15 protein-coding genes and 4 pseudogenes are annotated in these 20,504 nt (G+C 50.7%); 12 read left to right on the top strand and 7 right to left on the bottom strand.

Annotation, left to right across the window (positions count from 1 at the left end):
- Nucleotides 1–19 precede the first annotated feature (19 nt).
- Nucleotides 20–742: a dihydromonapterin reductase gene (gene folM / locus HV314_RS13440; RefSeq protein ID WP_049041460.1), complete on the top strand. Its 723-nt coding sequence runs from the start codon at nt 20–22 to the stop codon at nt 740–742.
- On the opposite strand, the gene HV314_RS13445 is transcribed toward folM, so the two are convergent.
- On the bottom strand, nt 739–1,074 hold the full coding sequence (locus HV314_RS13445) for a GlpM family protein (RefSeq protein ID WP_016153026.1): 336 nt from the start codon (nt 1,072–1,074) through the stop codon (nt 739–741). The two genes, folM and HV314_RS13445, sit on opposite strands and share 4 nt — an antisense overlap.
- 126 nt (nt 1,075–1,200) lie before the next feature.
- Here HV314_RS13445 and rstA point away from each other — a divergent pair.
- Nucleotides 1,201–1,860, top strand: a pseudogene (rstA, locus tag HV314_RS13450) (two-component system response regulator RstA); the annotation flags it as partial.
- Nucleotides 1,861–2,083: 223 nt separating this feature from the next.
- Here the strand turns inward: rstA and HV314_RS13455 are convergent.
- Together HV314_RS13455 and HV314_RS13460 are read right to left on the bottom strand one after the other, a co-directional pair.
- A pseudogene (locus tag HV314_RS13455) lies at nt 2,084–3,112 on the bottom strand (HoxN/HupN/NixA family nickel/cobalt transporter).
- Between the two features lie 120 nt (nt 3,113–3,232).
- Nucleotides 3,233–4,072: an aminoglycoside phosphotransferase family protein gene (locus HV314_RS13460; RefSeq protein ID WP_181545813.1), complete on the bottom strand. Its 840-nt coding sequence runs from the start codon at nt 4,070–4,072 to the stop codon at nt 3,233–3,235.
- Nucleotides 4,073–4,261: 189 nt separating this feature from the next.
- On the opposite strand from HV314_RS13460, the gene HV314_RS13465 reads away from it, so the two are divergent.
- Nucleotides 4,262–5,053 (top strand): MBL fold metallo-hydrolase, encoded by a 792-nt coding sequence (locus HV314_RS13465; RefSeq protein WP_181545815.1) that lies wholly within the window; start codon nt 4,262–4,264, stop codon nt 5,051–5,053.
- A gap of 22 nt (nt 5,054–5,075) precedes the next feature.
- Here the strand turns inward: HV314_RS13465 and HV314_RS13470 are convergent, their stop codons facing one another.
- Nucleotides 5,076–5,420 carry a DUF1294 domain-containing protein gene (locus tag HV314_RS13470; protein ID WP_181545817.1) on the bottom strand — a complete coding sequence of 115 codons (345 nt, stop codon included), beginning with the start codon at nt 5,418–5,420 and terminating at the stop codon, nt 5,076–5,078.
- Between the two features lie 798 nt (nt 5,421–6,218).
- Here HV314_RS13470 and HV314_RS13475 point away from each other — a divergent pair.
- The 6 genes and pseudogenes from HV314_RS13475 to tus all read left to right on the top strand — a co-directional run bounded on the left by HV314_RS13475 (nt 6,219) and on the right by tus (nt 11,817).
- The gene (locus HV314_RS13475; protein ID WP_181545819.1) at nt 6,219–7,004 is read left to right on the top strand and encodes a matrixin family metalloprotease; all 786 of its coding nucleotides are present in this window, start codon (nt 6,219–6,221) and stop codon (nt 7,002–7,004) included.
- A 258-nt stretch (nt 7,005–7,262) separates the two neighbouring features.
- A complete protein-coding gene (locus HV314_RS13480; protein ID WP_181545821.1) occupies nt 7,263–7,460 on the top strand; it encodes a hypothetical protein in 198 nt (65 codons plus the stop codon).
- 88 nt (nt 7,461–7,548) lie between these two features.
- A protein-coding gene (locus HV314_RS13485; protein ID WP_110129298.1) for an IS3-like element ISEc36 family transposase occupies nt 7,549–8,777 on the top strand; the annotation gives its coding sequence in 2 pieces (ribosomal slippage) (nt 7,549–7,864 and nt 7,864–8,777; 1,230 coding nt in all).
- Nucleotides 8,778–9,121: 344 nt separating this feature from the next.
- A complete protein-coding gene (locus tag HV314_RS13490) occupies nt 9,122–9,481 on the top strand; it encodes a tyrosine-type recombinase/integrase (protein ID WP_249417750.1) in 360 nt (119 codons plus the stop codon).
- Between the two features lie 29 nt (nt 9,482–9,510).
- Nucleotides 9,511–10,814, top strand: a pseudogene (gene rstB, locus HV314_RS13495) (two-component system sensor histidine kinase RstB).
- Nucleotides 10,815–10,887: 73 nt separating this feature from the next.
- Nucleotides 10,888–11,817: a DNA replication terminus site-binding protein gene (gene tus, locus HV314_RS13500; protein WP_019076745.1), complete on the top strand. Its 930-nt coding sequence runs from the start codon at nt 10,888–10,890 to the stop codon at nt 11,815–11,817.
- Here tus and fumC read toward each other — a convergent pair.
- Together fumC and fumB are read right to left on the bottom strand one after the other, a co-directional pair.
- Complete coding sequence (gene fumC, locus HV314_RS13505) at nt 11,814–13,217, bottom strand: class II fumarate hydratase (protein ID WP_181545823.1); 1,404 nt, start codon at nt 13,215–13,217, stop codon at nt 11,814–11,816. The genes tus and fumC overlap by 4 nt on opposite strands.
- A gap of 141 nt (nt 13,218–13,358) precedes the next feature.
- Nucleotides 13,359–15,005, bottom strand: coding sequence for a class I fumarate hydratase (gene fumB / locus HV314_RS13510; RefSeq protein WP_016153017.1), 1,647 nt, complete (start codon nt 15,003–15,005; stop codon nt 13,359–13,361).
- 262 nt (nt 15,006–15,267) lie between these two features.
- Between fumB and manA the strand changes: the two genes are divergently transcribed.
- Nucleotides 15,268–16,443 carry a mannose-6-phosphate isomerase gene (manA, locus tag HV314_RS13515; RefSeq protein WP_049041450.1) on the top strand — a complete coding sequence of 392 codons (1,176 nt, stop codon included), beginning with the start codon at nt 15,268–15,270 and terminating at the stop codon, nt 16,441–16,443.
- A gap of 106 nt (nt 16,444–16,549) precedes the next feature.
- Nucleotides 16,550–18,058, top strand: a complete 1,509-nt coding sequence (locus HV314_RS13520) for a YdgA family protein (protein ID WP_029139531.1) — start codon at nt 16,550–16,552, stop codon at nt 18,056–18,058.
- 45 nt (nt 18,059–18,103) lie between these two features.
- On the opposite strand, the gene HV314_RS13525 is transcribed toward HV314_RS13520, so the two are convergent.
- Nucleotides 18,104–19,132: a Mal regulon transcriptional regulator MalI gene (locus HV314_RS13525; protein WP_181545825.1), complete on the bottom strand. Its 1,029-nt coding sequence runs from the start codon at nt 19,130–19,132 to the stop codon at nt 18,104–18,106.
- A gap of 169 nt (nt 19,133–19,301) precedes the next feature.
- Here HV314_RS13525 and malX point away from each other — a divergent pair.
- A pseudogene (gene malX, locus HV314_RS13530) lies at nt 19,302–20,432 on the top strand (PTS maltose transporter subunit IICB); the annotation flags it as partial.
- Between the last annotated feature and the right edge of the window lie 72 nt (nt 20,433–20,504).

Below are 20,504 nucleotides of genomic sequence, written 5' to 3' on the forward strand. Positions count from 1 at the left end.
GCGACACATGGAGATTACGATGGGTAAAAAACCCCCTTTGCCAATTCTTATCACCGGAGGAGGTCGACGTATCGGCCTCGCCGTCGCATGGCACTTTATTAATCAAAAACAGCCAGTTATCGTTAGCTACCGCACGCATTATCCGGCTATTGATGGCCTGCGAGATGCGGGCGTGCTGTGTATCCAGGCTGATTTTTCCACCGATGAAGGCGTACTGGCCTTTGCGGATGAGGTCAAAGCACAGACGGATGGCCTGCGCGGTATTGTGCATAATGCCAGTGCCTGGCTTGCAGAAAAGCCCGGTGCGCCGTTAACCGAAGTGCTGTCGGCCATGATGCAGATTCACGTCAATACCCCCTACCTGCTCAACCACGCGCTGGAAGGATTGCTGCGCGGGCATGGACACGCGGCCAGCGATATTATCCATTTTACGGATTATGTTGTGGAGCGTGGCAGCGATAAGCACATCGCTTATGCAGCCAGCAAAGCGGCGCTGGACAACATGACCCGCTCGTTCGCGCGCAAACTGGCACCGGAAGTAAAAGTGAACGCGATTGCCCCCTCGCTAATCCTGTTTAACGAGGGTGACGATGCTGAGTATCGTCAGCAGGCATTGAACAAATCACTGATGAAAACAGCGCCGGGTGAAAAAGAGGTCATTGATTTAATTGACTATCTGTTGACCAGCTGTTTTGTCACCGGGCGTAGTTTTGCCCTTGATGGCGGGCGTCATCTGCGTTAGTGCAATTTAATCCAACAAAAAATAAGCAACCATGCGCTCAGGCCCCAGCACACCACTGAACCGCCGAGCGCAACGGGTAAGCGCATAAATCCGGTGAAATACCACAGCGAAACGAGGTAGACAAAATAGGGAATAATCGACCACATGCTGAAGACAATGGTTGTACGCAACGCTTCGATCCCACGTTCACTGGCCACGATATAGTGGGCAATCAACGCAAAGGTCGGGAACAACGGAATTAATCCGGCAATATAGTAGTTCTTTGTTTTCGCCAGCACACCAATTAACACCACCACCAGCGCACCGAGCGCCGCTTTTATAACGAGTCCCATCACCCTGCCTTAACACATCAATAACATCAGCCTCTAGCATAACGGAAGCGTTCTTGTTTAGAAAAGATTAATGGAAGGAAAAACCGGGGCGGTGTATGTTGGCGTTTTATATTCAAAATGAATGATATGAACACCATCGTATTTGTTGAAGATGATCCCGAAGTTGGCTCGCTGATTGCGGCCTATCTGGCCCGGCATGATATTGAGGTTATCGTTGAGCCTCGAGGTGATTTGGCCGAGGAGAAAATCCTGCAAGTTCAACCCGATTTGGTGTTATTAGATATCATGCTGCCGGGCAAAGATGGGATGACTATCTGCCGCGATTTGCGTGGACGCTGGCAGGGTCCTATTGTCCTGCTCACCTCGCTGGACAGCGATATGAACCATATTCTGGCGCTGGAAATGGGTGCCTGTGACTATATTCTGAAGACAACGCCGCCAGCAGTGCTGCTTGCTCGCCTGCGTCTGCATCTGCGCCAGAATGAACACTCAGTCCAGTCTAAAGGCATTCAGGCGGCAACCATCACGCCGCACACGACGCTGCGCTTTGGCACACTCACTATCGACCCAACCAATCGTTCCGTGCTGCTCGGCGGCGAGCAAGTCTCTCTTTCCACCGCAGATTTTGAATTACTGTGGGAGCTGGCAACCCATGCCGGGCAAATTATGGACCGCGATGCGCTGCTGAAGAACCTGCGCGGCGTAAGTTATGACGGCATGGATCGCAGCGTTGATGTCGCGATTTCCCGGTTACGCAAAAAACTGCTCGATAACGCGACTGAACCCTAGCGAATCAAAACGGTGCGCAACAAAGGTTATCTGTTCGCACCGCACGCCTGGGACGATGAACCTCAAATGTAATCCCTCCGGGCCGACCATTATACGTTACACCGTCACTTTTAATATCATCCAGATTTGGGTGATGAAGATGGTGAGTATCATCACCGCGAATTAGTCAGCCCTCAGGTAAGATCCAAGCCTTCCCTTTCACGGAAGGCTTTCTTTTGTGTCAACTAAACGTCAGCCCGTCGTATTTTTTCCAACGGTAATTTATTGCAGAAATAATCCAGCAGCCGATAAAGACGCCAATAATCGCAAACCCGACATTCCCCATATGGTCACTCAACTCGCTGACGGTATCCCACAAACCTCCCTGGAGCGAAAATGCGTCAGAGAGAAGCCCCAGCGCCTCCAGCCCGCCAATAAAAAGCGCAACAATTACCGAGGTCCCGGTGATGGTCATATTGTAATAGAGCTTACGCTGCGGCTTATTGAATGCCCATCCGTAGGCCTCAACCATCAGGATACTGTCAAGGCAGTCAATCAGCGCCATGCCGCAGGTAAACAGCGCCGGGAACACGAGAATTGACCACACCGACATGCCACTGGATGCGCTTGAAGCAGAAATTCCGAGCAGAGAAATTTCAGTAGCGGTATCAAAACCCAGGCCAAACAAAAAGCCGACAAAATACATATGCCAGTCTTTGCCTACCAGCCGAAACGCCGAGCGGAAAAGCTAGTTCAGCGGGCCTGAAACTGTCATTTCCTCTGTGGTGCCATCGTAAGTACCGGTGCGTTTTAGATGACGAAAAGCCTTCCAGACATGGCAGAAAATAACGAGATTAATGGTAGCCAGAATCAGCAGAAATACGGCAGAGACCGTGGTACCTATCAGACCGCCGACATTCTGAAACCATGCCATGTGTTGCTTAAACACGCTGGTGGTCAACGCAATGCCAATGCTTGCCAGTACCACAATGGTAGAATGCCCCAGAGAAAACCAGGCTCCCGTCGTCAGGGCGCGTTTTTTCTGCTGCATGAGTTTACGCGTAGCGCTATCTATCGCGGCGATATGATCGGCATCAACAGCATGGCGCAAACCATAGCACCACGCGATCAAACTAAGCGCCAGTAACGACGTGTTGTTGCTAAACGCGCTGTAAGCCCACAGCCACGCCACGATGTTTGCCCCGATGAGTAAGACCATCAACAAAATAATGTTCGGGCGTTTTTTTAATAAAAAAAACAATGCGTTCATTGCTCACAGCCTGTCAAATTTTCGCTAAACAACACACCACACCGCCGTTCACTGATTGATTAATAAAACATTTACCAGGCTAATGATAACTCTAAAGAATTACCAGCCCAGTGTCGTAGATCAAAATTGATTCCCCCCAAAAGCGAGTTCCGCGCTCGCTAACTCTGCGATGCGCAGGGGTATCGTGGCGCAGTCTCCTTCTTGCAGAAACCAGGCAGACGACAACCCACACCAGGCAATAATCCACATCAGCAAACGTTGCCGTTCAATCCTCGCGATTTCAGACACAATATTTACCCGTTGTGCGAATCTTTCTGGCTCAATGGCGACAGGTTTGGTGGGATCGGCAAGATCGGGATTAGTAAAAATATTGGCGTAATCAAAGCCACGCTCGCCCACCAGCCCTTTAGGATCGATAGCCAGCCATCCTTTCGTTCCGAAATCAAGAATATTGCCGTGGTGTAAGTCACCGTGCAATACGACTTCATTCTGGGGAGAGGAGAGCAATACGTTTGCCACCTCTGCACAATGCGTCAGGATGCCGCCATGCTTTTTCGCGGCAGGAGCCAGATCGCGAAACCAATAAAGTAGCGGTGTTAACGCAGGCGTTGAAGCATTCCGGGGGAGATGGAGTCGACTGGCTGCATGGCAAATAATGCGACAGGCCTGCGCATCATTGCCGGACCAGGACATGTCCGCTAAAGACCCCGCCCCTGTTGCACGTTCTAACAGAATCGCCCCTGCTGCATGAGCAAGCACTTTCGCAGCACCATTCCCGTTCCACCAGACCATTAGTTCGCAGCCGTTTCGTTCACTGTCATCGTCGGTGAGTTTGAGTATGGCTTTCTGACCATCTTTGGTCACCACGGGCAAAAGCTGTGATGTGTGCGTCTCAAGAGGTTGGCCATCAGGAGTAAGTCCCCAATGGCTGAGCCAGGTGTTGAACAGACTATTTTCCAAACATTATCCTCATTTTTCGCCGGAAATGACCCTCGACAGGGACGGTGTAGACATTATTCCTGCTTTCTGCTGGTTGGGCCACAACGACCCACGCCACCATTCCTGGCTTATCGTGTAGAGCACTAAAGGGCACACCCTTGCGTATCGGTGTGCCATGCTGACTGTGTTTTTTCAATAGAGGAAGACACGATGATCACGTTATGCAAAGCCTGTGGAACATCCTATGAGGTGGCAGACGCCCTTCCTGAACATTGCGATATCTGCCAGGACGAACGTCAGTATGTTCCCGCGAACGGGCAGGAATGGGTCGATTTTGCCGCACTTTGTGCTTCGCACACAAATAAGTGGCGGCAACATGACAGCACCCTCCTCAGCATCCGCACCGTTCCTGGTTTTGCAATTGATCAACGGGCGTTTATTCTGCGTACTCCGGAAGGCAATATTTTATGGGACTGCATTGCCACGCTCGACGACGCCACAAAAATGCTAATAACGTCCCTGGGCGGGCTTAAGGCCATCGCGATTTCGCATCCTCATTACTACACCACCATGCAAGACTGGGCTGACGAATTTAACGCTCCCATTTATCTCCATGCCAACGACCGCAAGTGGGTAATGCGCGACAGCCCGTGGATTAAATTTTGGGATGGCGACACCCTGGAACTGACACGCGACGTCAGTGTGATACGCCTTGGCGGACACTTTGCTGGCGGTTGCGTTCTGCACTGGGCGCGAGATGAAGGCGTGGTGCTTTCCGGCGATATCGTTCAGGTCACCCCTGGGGCGCATGCCGTCTCCTTTATGTGGAGCTACCCCAATATGTTGCCCTTGCCAGCCGCAACGGTCAGCGACATTACCCACCGCCTGAGTACGGTGAAATTTAAGCAACTTTATGGCGCGTTTGAAGGGAAAGACATAACGAAAAATGCCGATGACATCGTGCAGCGCTCAGGTGAAAAGTACGTTTCCTGTCTCAAGTAAGCAGGCTGCCTGTCACTGACGTTCACCAGGATGAAATGGGATAGAAATGATAGGCCGCTCCGATGACAGACACATTCACTATCACACTGATAATGAAGTAGGTTTTGAATGGCTGTTTTTGTGTTTTATGGCGAAAGAGTTGTTGAGCGGCTATCGCGCCACCCCACCCGCCAATAACGCCAAACAGCAGCAAAGTGGACTCCGGCACTCGGCGCCAGGCCCTGCGCGCTGCCATTTTATCCGCACCGTACATTGCCAACGTCAGTATGTTGGTGAGCAAAAACCATATAACAAGAGGATGCGAGGTGAAAATGCAGCCTAACGCCGTGCAAATGAGTAGTAAATAACAACAGCGATTGAAATTCATATTTTTAGTCGCGAAATATCTCAGAGTGTATCGAAGTCGCATTATCGTCATAAGCACCAGAGCGCCGAGTGTACCATGAGAACGCAGAAATAATTGATACAGTGTAATCTACTGCACTTATGTTCTTGACGGCGTTCAATGGTTATCCCACACCTGCAAATTCTCGATTAGATTTGCCAAGCTTTTGAGCGTCTGATGATTTAGATGAAGAAAGTGTTTTACATTTTTAGATAGCGAGGTAAAGAGAAATTATTTAACTATCAAAAATATGCCTACTAAATAATGAAATACTTCAAGTTCATTAACTGACAAACTCAAACAAAACTGACAGGTTAATTCCCCTTTTTATGTCCTAATGCCCACAAATTTTCTCCAGAATCTCTCCCTAAAGTATTGCAAAAACGCCCAATAACCGAACGGGGTGAACAGTACCGCTCTCGTAAGCATCCCATTAGCTGATTCCAGTCATCATACTTTTGTCTTCGAGTTATTGCATGCCTTTCACTAACACATTACAACATCATTACTAATGTGAAAAATGAAATTAATATAATCGTATTATTTCTTTCATTTACCTTTAAACCATAATAGTAATATACTAGATAATCTTTATGTAGATCATGTATTTTACATCCTTGGATGACAGTTCGTTTTACCAGTTCTAGTTAATGCCCAATGTTCATAGCTATGTTTTATGATCATTTTATATCTCATGATAATTTGCTTTCCAAAAGTGTGCGCTAAATAACCATATCGCGCAGAGTCACTTGAAAAAGCCAAAAACTAATGGGGGTTTATATGAAGGTAAGTAAAAACACAAAACCAGCGAAAACCATAACCCACACTTTGCAGTTTCTTACAGGAAAAGATCTCCAGAAGGCCACAGTGAGTCATGTCCATACCTTTGGTAAAGGTTTTAAGTGTCAAACAGAGACTCGCGGATACATAACGCCGGACAACAAGTGTCCGTTGGAACTTGTCATTAACAAACCGGATGGCTTCATAGCTCTCTGGGAAAAAGGAACCACTCTTCATTGGAGATTTCAGGAGTCATCACTTGCGGCATTAGTAGACCCTGGAGGAATAAAAGATAAAGTCAGAACGCTCATTGGAAAAGCACTTTTGGCATGGGGTGATGCGGTTCCGGTTATGTTCTCTGAGCATATAGATAACTGGGATTTTGAAATCGCAGTTCGTAATGCAGATGATTGCGACATCAACGGTTGTACATTAGCAAGTGCCTTCTTCCCAGATGCTGGCCAGCATGAGTTGGTTATCTATCCAAAAATATTCGAACAGTCTGAAAAAGAGCAAACAGATACACTCACCCATGAATTTGGCCATGTATTCGGGCTTCGTCATTTCTTCGCACTACTCCAAGAACAAGCTTGGCCAGCAGAAGTATTTGGTACACATACCGCGTTTTCTATTATGAACTATGGTGCACTTAGTGAACTAACAGACACAGACAAGAAAGATTTAAAAAACTTATATCAACTTGCCTGGAGTGGTCAACTCACTAATATTAATAAGACACCAATTCGCTTTGTTAGGCCACATCACCTAAGTGGATCTTCATCCTAAACCCGGGGATGTAGCCGAGCCATTAATAAACAACCTGACATAAAAACGATTTATTTAACTAATTAAATTTTAACACTAAAAAACAAGACATTACCATAAATAAAAACATGGGTATTTTTGAAAAACTTAGACTCGCCAACTTAACTATATGGGATAAACCTAACAACCATACTTCAATACCAACATCTGAAAGTTAACTATCATGTTAGTGGTAAGAAAGCATTCCGCTGGATATTCAAATATATAGCCGAGGTATCTATGTCTGACAATAAAAGCCAAGATATTGTAATCAATCTCCTTGATGATATAAAAAAACTAAGTGACTCAGTTAACAATGTAGCTCCGAAAGATTTTGAAGATGTATGTATATACTACAACAAAAATGTTAAAAAACCACTTGATGAAATTCTAGCAACCCTGAATTCTCCTGCGGCTGACATATTACTAAGATGGTAGACTGGCCCCCTGAATCTCCAGACAGTTGGTATCACTTAAGTTAGTGATAGTCTTAATACTAGTTTTTAGACTAGTCGTTGGAGTCCGAATGATTGATGTTTTAGGTCCAGAGAAGCGCAGACGGCGAAGTGTTCAGGAAAAAATCGCCATTGTTCAGCAGAGTTTTGAGCCCGGAATGACCGTGTCGCTGGTCGCCCGTCAGCATGGCGTTGCTGCCAGTCAGCTGTTCCTGTGGCGTAAGCAGTATCAGGAAGGCAGCCTTACAGCCGTTGCCGCAGGAGAACAGGTTGTGCCCGCGTCGGAGCTGGCATCTGCGATGAAGCAAATTAAAGAGCTGCAGCGCCTGTTGGGCAAGAAAACCATGGAAAACGAGCTGCTAAAAGAAGCCGTTGAATATGGCCGACAAAAAAAGTGGATAGCGCACGTGCCCTTGTTGCCGGAGGATGGCGAATAAGCCTTGTCAGTCGTTGCCTCCGGGTCTCACGTGCGCAACTGCATGCCATGGCCCGTCGGTCGAAGGACTGGCAGGATCGTCGGTGCAAGCGCAAGCCTGATGATACTGACGCGCTGGCCCGTATCCATACCGTTATCGGCGATCTGCCCACCTATGGTTATCGTCGGGTATGGGCACTGCTGCGCAGACAATCAGAAACTGACGACATGGCGGTGATCAATGCCAAACGCGTATACCGCATCATGCGTCAGAATGCGCTGCTGCTTGAGCGTAAACCGGAAATACCGCCATCGAAGCGGGCGCATACAGGGAAAGTGGCCGTTGGAGAAAGTAACCAGCGGTGGTGCTCTGACGGCTTCGAGTTCAGCTGTGATAACGGTGAAAAACTGCGGGTCACGTTCGCTCTGGACTGTTGCGATCGCGAGGCACTTTACTGGGCGGCCAGTAACGGTGGATATGACAGTGAAACCGTGCAGGACGTCATGCTGGGTGCCGTGGAGCGTCGCTTCGGTAACAGCCTGCCGACATCCCCAGTTGAGTGGCTGACAGACAACGGTTCAGCCTACCGTTCTTATCAGACGCGTCAGTTCGCCAGAATGGTAGGACTGGAGCCTAAACATACGGCGGTACGTAGCCCGGAAAGCAACGGGATGGCAGAGAGCTTCGTGAAAACGATGAAGCGCGATTACATCAGCATCATGCCGAAACCCGACGGGTTAACAGCGGTAAAGAACCTTGCGGAGGCCTTCGAACATTACAACGAATGGCATCCGCATAGTGCACTGGGGTATCGTTCGCCACGGGAATATCTGCGGCGACGAACCAGTCATGGGTTAAGTGATAAAAAGTGTATGGAAATATAGGGGCCAATCCAGATGGATTCCGTGGATTAAGGATTTTGTAAATATTCTAATGCTGCTCCAGAAGTTGCTTGAAAATCAGTGCGAATTGAAATAGAGACAATGCACATTCCTACTGTAAGTAGATAAGTTATAATATAAACAGTCAGGAAGCCTAATTCGCACCTCGCTCATAACAGCCATTCAGTTGAACGTAACGAGCGAGGTGTGAAACCATCATACACTAACCGCTGATAAACCTGTTTGTTGCAGTAGCATGATGCTCGCGTCGCCAACAGGTGAGGCCATGAGGGCCCAACATATATTAACGAGTAACTTCCCCAAAGTTCCTGTAGAAATCCAGATACGTGAATTCGGAAAAACTTAGATCCACCAGCTTCACTTCGTATTTATGCCACGGCAGGAGAAAGGCGAACAGGCCTGTTAATTCGATAAGCTCACTCTGGGAGACAACCATCAGGCGTTCTGGCGTGCGTCATCGTCGTCCATATCAAACCCGGCATATTTATGCATGCTGGATGCTCTCCGCTGGAGCCAACCCTGCGTTTATTGCAAATCAGATGGGGCACGAGAATGCAGAAATGGTTTATACAGTGTACTCTGCCTGGATAAACGCGCTTGATGGTGATCAGATAGCATTCCTGAACCAGCGAATCGGTGGATACAGCAGTGTCCCCCAGCCGCCCCCAGAGGAAGATGCGCACTAGTTAACGTATTGAAGTTCCGGTGGTATTTCATGAAGAAGCTGTTTGTACAGTTTTATCTCCTGCTGTTTGTCTGCTTTCTGGTGATGACCCTGCTGGTCGGCCTGGTCTATAAATTCACCGCAGAGCGCGCAGGCAGACAATCGCTCGACGATTTAATGAAAAGCTCGTTATACCTGATGCGCAGCGAGCTTCGCGAGATCCCGGCACGTGACTGGGGTAAAACGCTGAAGGAGAGATGGATTTGAACCTCTCCTTTGACCTGCGCATTGAACCGTTAAATAAGTACACGCTGGACGTTCAAACAATGCAACGTTTGCGCGAAGGCGATATCGTGGCGCTTGACGATCAGTACACATTTATTCAACGGATCCCACGCAGCCATTACGTGCTGGCCGTCGGCCCGCTTCCCTATCTCTATTTTCTCCATCAAATGCGTTTGCTGGACATCGCGTTGATGGCGTTTATTGCTATCTCACTGGCCTTTCCGGTACTTATCTGGATGCGTCCGCACTGGCAGGAAATGCTGCGACTGGAAGCTGCTGCACAGCGTTTTGGGGAAGGACATCTGGGCGAACGCCTCCATTTTGACAGCGGTTCCAGCTTTGAGCGATTGGGTATCGCGTTTAACCAGATGGCAGACAATATCAATGCGCTAATCGCCAGTAAGAAACAACTTATCGATGGCATTGCCCATGAGCTTCGTACCCCACTGGTACGCTTACGTTACCGGCTGGAAATGAGTGATAACCTCACCGCGCAGGAATCCCAGGCGCTGAATCGCGATATTGGCCAACTGGAAGGGTTAATCGAAGAATTACTGACCTATGCCCGGCTGGACCGCCCGCAAAATGAACTGAAGCTCAGCGTACCAGACCTGGCCGTTTGGCTGACAACCCATCTGGAGGATGTGCAAAGCGTAAACCCTGAGCGTGCGGTGCGCTTACGCCATCTTAATATTGGCGACTACGGCGCGCTGGATATGCGCCTGATGGAGCGCGTACTGGATAATCTACTGAATAACGCCCTGCGCTATAGCCAGTCTACGGTGCAAGCGAGCCTGTTATTGAATGGCAATCAGGCAACGCTGGTTGTGGAGGATGACGGTCCCGGTATTGCTCCAGACGCCCGCGAACAGGTTTTTGAACCGTTTGTACGCCTTGACCCCAGCCGTGACCGGGCGACCGGTGGTTGCGGGCTTGGGCTAGCCATTGTTCACTCGATCGCATTGGCTATGGGCGGTACGGTCGTCTGTGATGAAAGTGAACTCGGCGGCGCCCGCTTTTGTTTCAGTTGGCCCGTCTGGCATAACATTCCTGAAATTTCAGCTGCCTGACCCATTCGGCTCGGTGGTCAAATGGTGGAGGTTGTGCTATAAAAAAGTATGTTGTAACTAAAATGGTAAATCTATGGCCCGTTACGATCTCGTCGACCGCCTGAACGGCACCTTCCGCCAGATGGAGCAAGAGCTGGCGCTTCTGAACGACAATCTGTTGCAGCAGACGCTGCTGATTGCGCGCGTCTTCTCGTTACCGGAAGTGGCCAAAGAGGCAGAGCATGCCCCACTGCAGAACATTGATGTTAAGCAACATTTAGGTAAAGAGGCTGAAACGCTGGCGCTACGCCACTATCGTCATCTGTTTATCCAGCAACAGTCCGAGAATCGTAGCAGTAAAGCGGCCGTCCGCCTGCCAGGCGTACTGTGTTATCAGGTAGATAACGCAGCTCAGCGCGCTCTGGAAGAGCAAATACAGCGTATTAACCAGCTAAAAACCACCTTCGAGCGCATTGTCACGGTGGAATCAGGGCTGGCACCGGCAGCGCGTTTCGAATGGGTGCATCGCCACCTGCCGGGACTGATTACGCTGAATGCCTATCGTACGCTCACCCTTGTCAGAGAGCCTGCCACCCTGCGATTTGGCTGGGCCAACAAACACATTATTAAAAATCTGAAACGCGATGAAGTACTACAGCAACTGGAAAAAAGCCTGACGTCGCCGCGCAGCGTACATCCCTGGACGCGGGAAGAGTGGCAGGCGAAGCTTGAACGGGAATATCAGGATGTCGCCGCCCTGGGCCAGCAGGCGCGCCTGAAGATTAAACGGCCGGTAAAAGTGCAGCCCATCGCCCGCGTCTGGTACAAAGGAGAACAAAAGCAGGTGCAATATGCCTGCCCGACGCCCTTGATCGCGTTGCTCAACAATGAAAACGGCATGACCGTACCAGATATCGGCGAGTTACTGAATTATGATGCCGACAATGTTCAGCATCGTTTTAAACCTCAGGCGCAGCCGTTGAGATTGATTATTCCCCGGCTGCACCTGTACGTTGCGGATTAACTGCCTGGCCGCATACTGCCAACCATCAGTTCCGGGCGTACCCAGCTGTCAAACTCCGCTTCGGTTAGATACCCCAGCGCCAGGGCGGAGGCTTTTAACGTCAGCCCCTCTTTGTGCGCCTTTTTGGCAATTTCAGCGGCTTTATCATAACCGATATGGGTATTGAGCGCGGTCACCAGCATTAGCGACTCGTTGAGCAGTTGATCGATTCGTTCACGATTAGGCTCGATTCCTGTCGCGCAGTGCTCGTTAAAGCTTTCCATACCGTCAGCCAGCAGACGCACCGACTGCAGGAAATTGTGGATGACCATTGGTCGGTAAACGTTGAGCTCAAAATTACCTGACGCTCCGCCCATGTTGATGGCGACATCGTTGCCCATTACCTGACAGCAAAGCATGGTGAGCGCTTCACACTGGGTAGGATTGACCTTACCCGGCATAATGGAGCTGCCCGGTTCATTTTCTGGAATCGAAATTTCGCCAATCCCGCAACGCGGACCGGATGCCAGCCAGCGCACATCGTTGGCGATTTTCATCAGCGACGCCGCCAGCCCTTTTAGCGCGCCGTGGGCGTGAACCAGAGCATCGCAGGTGGCTAGCGCTTCAAATTTATTCGGTGCGGTAACGAACGGCGCACAGGTAATGTCCCGCAATTCATCCGCGACCCGACGGGCATATTCCGGATGCGTATTCAGTCCGGTCCCTACCGCGGTTCCCCCCAGCGCCAGTTCCGCCACGTGGGGTAAGCTGTTTTCAATGTGTCTGAGGTTATGTTCGAGCATTGCCACCCAGCCGGAAATCTCCTGGCCAAGCGTAAGCGGGGTTGCATCTTGCAGATGTGTACGACCAATTTTGACGATATCCGCGAAAGCGTGTGATTTATCACTGAGCGTTTTGGTTAACACATTTAACTGCGGGATCAGTGAGTTACGCAGCGCCAGCAGCGCGGCAACGTGCATTGCGGTCGGGAACACATCATTCGAGCTTTGGCTTTTATTAACATCATCGTTGGGGTGAACTTTCCGTTCCATCCCCCGCACGCCGCCCAGCAACTCGCTGGCCCGGTTTGCCAGCACCTCGTTCATGTTCATATTGCTTTGCGTACCTGACCCGGTTTGCCAGATGGCCAGCGGAAACTCATCGCGGAGTTTATCCGCCAACACCTCATCTGCGGCCTGCATAATAGCCCTGGCTTTATCCTCCGCCAGCAGCCCGAGATCCTGGTTAACCTTTGCTGCGGCGCGTTTCGTCAGCGCCAGCGCATGGATCAGCGAGACCGGCATTTTCTCCGTAGAGATACGAAAATGCTCCAGCGAACGTTGGGTTTGCGCGCCCCAAAGCTTATCGGCTGGAACATCAATCGCCCCCATTGAATCATTCTCGCGGCGTACCGTTACCATTACCTGCTCCTTACATTAACAATTGATTAGGTTATGTTTCGACATTGCCCATTTGCATTGGTCTTATGAGTATTAACGAGGATTAATCTGTCGTTTGGTGGTTCGTGCGGTAAAAAAAACCGCCCCGAAGGGCGGCTGACGTTACTTAACGCAGCGTGCGCACTGCGACGTCTGAATCTGCTTGAAGAAATCGTTGCCTTTGTCATCCACCAGGATAAACGCCGGGAAATCTTCCACTTCAATTTTCCAGATGGCTTCCATCCCCAGTTCAGGGTATTCCACACACTCCAGACTCTTGATACTGCCCTGGGCCAGCACCGCTGCCGGGCCGCCAATGCTGCCTAAGTAGAAGCCGCCATGCTTATGACAGGCATCGGTCACCTGCTGGCTGCGGTTGCCTTTTGCCAGCATGATCATGCTGCCACCTGCGGACTGAAGCTGGTCAACATACGAATCCATACGCCCTGCCGTGGTTGGTCCAAGCGAACCAGAGGCATAGCCTTCCGGCGTTTTTGCCGGGCCAGCGTAATAGATCGGATGATCTTTAACATACTGCGGCAAACTTTCGCCGTTATCCAGCCGTTCTTTCAGTTTCGCATGCGCAATATCACGGCCAACAATGATGGTACCGTTAAGCGACAGACGTGTAGAAACCGGGTACTGCGACAGCTGAGCCAGGATCTCTTTCATCGGACGATTGAGGTCAACGCGTACCGCTTCGCCTTCTCCCGCCTGGCGCAACTCTTCTGGTATATATTTGCCAGGATTATGCTCCAGTTTTTCGATCCAGATACCTTCACGGTTGATCTTAGCTTTGATATTTCGATCGGCTGAGCAAGAAACGCCCATACCAACTGGACACGACGCACCGTGACGCGGCAGGCGGATCACGCGGATATCATGAGCGAAGTACTTCCCGCCGAACTGCGCGCCCAGCCCCAGATTCTGTGCCTCAATCAGCAGCTCTTTTTCCAGCTCCACATCGCGGAATGCCTGACCATGTTCGTTACCTTCGGTCGGCAGCTCATCGTAATATTTAGCCGACGCCAGTTTCACCGTTTTCAGCGTGGCTTCCGCTGACGTTCCACCGATCACAAACGCAATGTGATACGGCGGACAGGCCGCTGTTCCCAGCGTTCGCATCTTCTCAACCAGGTAATTTTTTAATTTGCCCGGCGTAAGCAGCGCTTTGGTCTCCTGGTACAGATAGGTTTTGTTCGCCGAGCCACCGCCTTTGGCAATACACAGGAATTTGTATTCATCGCCATCGACGGTATACAAATCTATCTGTGCCGGCAGGTTGGTACCGGTGTTCACCTCTTTATACATATCCAGCGCGGCGTTTTGTGAATAGCGCAAGTTGTCTTCGATGTAGGTGTTATACACACCGCGCGCCAGCGCAGCTTCATCACCGCCGCCGGTCCAGACGCGCTGACCTTTTTTACCCACGATAATCGCGGTGCCGGTGTCCTGACAGGTCGGCAAAATACCTTTTGCCGCAATATCAGAGTTCCGCAGGAATTGCAGGGCCACATATTTGTCGTTTTCGCTGGCCTCCGGGTCACGCAGAATGTCGGCCACCTGCTGCTGATGCGCAGGACGCAGCATAAACGATGCATCATGGAAGGCCTGACGAGCCAGCAGCGTTAAGGCTTGCGGCGCGACTTTAACAATCTCCTGCCCTTCAAATTCGGCAACGGAGACATGGTCGCTGGTCAGCAGATAGTATTCGGTATCATCCTTTTTGAGGGGGAAAGGATGCTGATAATGAAAGGGTTTGTTTGACATTGTGTTCTCACTTACTGCTCGGTCTGGTTATTCTCTGGGCAGATGTTCCATTGCCCTGCTTCCCTGCCGCAGGTCGGGTTGTAGAAGGAAAGGCTTTCTGCAACCGGAATTACTCAGGGTATTAAAAGCGAGTCACCATATCCTACACAATTTTTTAACAAAAACTGAGACAAGTACGACTTTTTACATGTGCAGGTTACTTCGCTCAGGGTTTCTTGGTTTAATAGCCGTAGAAAATTCCACATTGAAACAGGGCTTGAGAATGCAAAAACTCATCAACTCAGTGCAGAACTACGCCTGGGGAAGTAAAACTGCGTTAACGGAACTTTATGGGATTGCCAACCCCACTCAGCAACCGATGGCTGAGCTGTGGATGGGCGCGCATCCGAAAAGCAGTTCGCAGGTTCTGGACGCTAACGGCCAGACGGTCGCTCTGCGTGATGTCATCGAACACGATAAATCCGCACTGTTAGGCGATGCTGTTGCGAAACGCTTTGGTGAACTGCCTTTCCTGTTTAAAGTGCTGTGCGCCGCGCAACCTCTTTCGATTCAGGTTCATCCTAACAAGCACAACTCTGAAATCGGATTTGCCAAAGAAAACGCGGCGGGGATCCCGATGGATGCCGCCGAGCGCAATTACAAAGATCCTAACCACAAACCGGAACTGGTTTTTGCTTTGACACCGTTCCTGGCGATGAACGCATTCCGCGAGTTCTCTGACATTGTCGCATTGTTACAACCGGTGTCCGCCGCGCATCCGGCTATTGCGCATTTCCTGCAGGAACCGAGCGCGGAACGTCTGAGCTATCTTTTCGCCAGCTTGCTGAATATGCAGGATGAGGAGAAATCCCATGCGCTGGCGATCCTGAAATCGGCGCTGAACAGCCAGCAGGGTGAACCGTGGCAAACCATTCGCCTGATCGCCGATTTCTATCCGAATGACAGCGGGCTCTTCTCCCCGCTGCTGCTCAATGTGGTGAAGCTCAATCCTGGCGAAGCGATGTTCTTATTTGCCGAAACCCCACACGCCTACTTGCAAGGTGTGGCGCTGGAGGTAATGGCTAACTCGGACAACGTGCTGCGCGCCGGACTGACGCCAAAATACATTGATATCCCGGAGCTGGTCGCCAACGTTAAGTTTGTCGCCAAGCCAGCCAATCAGCTGCTGACCACGCCAGTTAAGACTGACAGCGAACTGGACTTCCCCATTCCGGTCGACGATTTCGCGTTCTCCTTGCATGAACTGACCGCCAATGGCGCAGATATCAGCCAGCAAAGTGCGGCCATTTTGTTCTGCATCGAAGGTGAAGCTGTGCTGAGCAAGGGCGAGCAGCGTCTGGTGCTGCAGCCGGGTGAGTCGGCCTTTATTAGCGCGAATGAATCGCCGGTAAACGTCAGCGGCACGGGCCGTTTAGCTCGGGTTTATAACAAGCTGTAGCAAGATACTGATATTTTTAACAACTCTTGCTAAGCTGTAGTGAGTTAAAGACATGTCACTCCTCCAGGCGTCTTCAAACGCCTGGTTTTATTTTATGGATATCAAAATGAAAAAATCGCTGGTAGCTGCGGGTGTGGTGGTTGCACTGGGTATCGTCTGGACGGGCGGCGCCTGGTACACAGGAAAGAAACTCGAAACGCATCTCGCCGAGATGGTGACGCAGGCAAACGATCAGTTAAAACGCTACTCCCCAGAGGCGGGCATTGAACTGAGTTATCAAAACTACCAGCGCGGCGTGTTCAATAGCCAACTGCAGTTGGTGGTGAAACCTGTCGCCGGGCAGGCAGATTCCTGGCTGAAACCGGGACAAAGCATCGTCCTGAATGAAACCGTGGATCACGGTCCTTTCCCGCTGGCTCAGCTGAAATCACTGAATCTTGTTCCGGCAATGGCCTCCGTGAAAACGACGCTGGTCAATAACGACGTGACGAAGCCGCTGTTTGATATTGCCAAAGGTGAGACGCCATTCATCATTAATTCCCGTATTGGCTACAGTGGGGATACCCGTTCCGATCTCTCCCTCAAACCGCTGAACTACGAGAAAGGCGACGAAAAAGTGGCCTTTAGCGGCGGGGAGTTCCAGTTTACGGCAGATAAGGATGGTAATGCGGTGTCGCTGACTGGCGAGGCGCAAAGTGGCTTGGTTAATGCCGTCAATGAGTATGATCAGAAAGTACAAGTTACTTTCAATAACCTGAAAACTGAAGGTTCCAGCAGTATTGCAAGCTTTGGTGAGCGCATCGGCGATCAGAAATTGTCCCTCGAAAAACTGTCGATTTCAGTCGAGGGCAAAGAGCTGGCGGTGCTGGAAGGCATGGGTATCGATGGCAAATCCGATCTGATTAACGATGGCAAAACCGTCAACAGCCAGTTGGATTACACCCTGAACAGCCTTAAATTGCAGGGCCAGGATATGGGGAGCGGTAAGCTGACATTGAAAGTTGGCCAGATTGACGGTGAAGCACTGCACCAGTTCAGCCAGCAGTACAGCGCCCAAACCAAAGCGCTGATGGCGCAGATTGATGTGGTCCAAAATCCTGAGCTTTATCAGCAGAAAGTCACCGAAGCCTTCTTTAATGCGCTACCGATTCTGATGAAAGGCGAACCGGTTGTTACCATTGCTCCACTGAGCTGGAAGAATGCAAAAGGTGAAACCACATTTAATCTGTCACTGCTGCTAAAAGATCCGACCGCAAACACGGTGGAGCCGCAAACGCTGGCCCAGGAAGTGGATCGTTCCGTCAAATCGCTGGATGCGAAACTGACCATCCCTGTCGATATGGCGACTGAGTTCATGACGCAAATTGCCAAACTGGAAGGATATCAGCAGGAAGAAGCGGCTGGTCTGGCGAAGCAACAGGTTAATGGCCTGGCGGCGATGGGTCAGATGTTCCGCATTACGACTTTGCAGGACAACGTTATCGGCACCAGCCTGCAATACGCAAACGGCCAGGTGACGCTGAACGGACAAAAAATGCCGCTGGATGAGTTTGTTGGTATGTTCGGTATGCCTTCTCTTACACAGCCGGATGCCCCTGCCATCCCGCAACAATAATCACTCGTCGGTGACAGGCCCGATAACAGTGTTTATCGGGCTTTTTTATTTCGCCGCCACCAGACGAGCGGAAAGCGTCAGATTGCGTGAATGACCTTCATCGTGGGCAATGCGTTGTAGCATACGTTCAGCAAGGGTGTATCCCATTTCACGCGCGGGCGAACAGGCCCAGGTAATCGGGATATCGTCCAACGCGTTTTCCGCCACATCAGCGAATCCGGCCAACGATATTTGCTGTTCGAAATAGCGATCGACACCAATTTCACCACTCTGACGTCCTGCTCTCATCAGGCCAAACCAGGCGCCTATGGCGATTATTTCGTTGTAGCAGACCACCGCGCTGATCGTGGGATTGCGGCGTAACAGCGCCGTTACCTCTTCTGCGGCCTGCTTCTGGCTGGATGAACACTCCAACACCCAGTCGCTATGAAACGGTAAACCATATTTTAGTAAGGTTGCACAATAACCGCCGACGCGCTCTGCGCGAGTCAATGAAGAACTCTGCCCGCCCAGCCAGGCAATACGCTGGTGTCCGTGGCGGATAAGATGTTCAACCAGTAACTGTGCAGCCTGCATGTTATCGGGCCTGACGGTGTCTGCGTCATCCATGTAGCTGGCGCGTGATGCAAATACCACCGGGATCCCTTTATCAGCGGCCAACTGTTGCAGTGCATCACTGCTGCCAGTGGCCCCGGCAATGACCACGCCATCTACCCCTTGGTTGAGTAACATCGCGAAACGCTGCGCCAGCTGCTCCCCATCTTTACCGCCGTGCAATAAGAAGACCATGCGCCCCTGCGCTTCTAACGCTTCCGTCAGACCCGCCGTCAGCTCGGCGTAAAACGGCGTTGAAAGATCACGTACAATCAAACCAACTACTCCGCTCTGCCCGCCGCGCAGCGCTGATGCCTGGCGGTTACGCACAAACCCCAGTTGCTCAATAGCAGCATTCACCCGCTCCCCAGTCGCTGATGAAATTCGCCCTTTTCCACTGAGCACCAATGAGACGGTGCTGACCGAAACCCCCGCAGCCAGCGCAACATCATGGATGGTTATTTTTTTGGCTATAGCCATAAAAACAGAAAACTCCCTGATAACGTGACGGATAAAACGTTTTATCAATCACTTATATTTATACCCCCTATTATCGTTCGATAATGTGATTTATACCGCACTAAAATTAGGTAAAACGTTTTATCTTCTCGCCATCATTAGTCAGCTAGCCTTTACAAGGAGTCGTTTGATGACGGCGAGAACCACACCAAAAATAACGTTATGGGAATTTTTCCAGCAGTTGGGCAAAACCTTTATGCTGCCTGTAGCGCTGCTTTCATTTTGCGGGATCATGTTGGGGATCGGCAGCTCGTTGAGCAGCCATGATGTCTTAACGCTGATCCCGGCGTTGGGGAATCCGCTGCTGCAGGCCATCTTTACCTGGATGAGTAAAGTTGGATCATTTGCGTTTAGCTTCCTGCCAGTCATGTTCTGTATTGCCATTCCTCTGGGCCTGGCGCGCGAGAACAAAGGCGTTGCGGCGTTCGCCGGTTTTGTCGGTTATGCGGTCATGAACCTCGCCGTCAATTTCTGGTTAACCGCCAAAGGTATCTTACCCACCACAGATGCGGCGATCCTGAAAGCCAACAACGTGCAAAACATTCTGGGGATCCAGTCGATCGACACCGGGATCCTCGGTGCCGTTATTGCCGGGATCATTGTCTGGATGCTGCATGAACGCTTCCACAACATTCGTCTGCCGGATGCGCTGGCGTTTTTCGGTGGTACGCGCTTTGTGCCTATCATCTCCTCGGTGGTGATGGGATTGGTCGGGCTGGTCATTCCCTTGATTTGGCCAGTTTTCGCCATGGGCATTACCGGACTCGGTCACATCATCAATAGCGCGGGGGAGTTTGGTCCTATGCTGTTTGGTACCGGTGAACGTCTGTTGCTGCCTTTTGGCCTGCACCATATTCTGGTGGCACTCATTCGCTTCACCGAAGCTGGCGGCACACAGGAAGTCTGCGGCCATAGCGTGAGCGGCGCACTGACTATTTTCCAGGCTCAACTGAGCTGCCCGACAACGCAAGGTTTCTCTGAAAGCGCAACACGCTTCCTGTCCCAGGGTAAAATGCCGGCGTTCCTCGGCGGTTTACCGGGTGCGGCATTAGCCATGTACCACTGCGCACGCCCTGAAAATCGTCATAAAATTAAAGGGTTATTAATTTCTGGCCTGATTGCCTGTGTCATCGGCGGTACAACTGAACCACTCGAGTTCTTATTCCTGTTCGTCGCTCCGGTTCTGTATGTAATCCACGCCCTGCTAACCGGTCTTGGCTTCACCGTGATGGCGGTGCTTGGCGTCACTATCGGTAACACTAAAGTAAAATACACCTCATTAAGAATTGAGGCGTAAAAACAGCTATACCTGTCGCCCCAATGGATTACCAAG

It is taken from the genome of Citrobacter sp. RHBSTW-00887, assembly GCF_013728095.1.
GTDB lineage: Bacteria > Pseudomonadota > Gammaproteobacteria > Enterobacterales > Enterobacteriaceae > Citrobacter > Citrobacter braakii.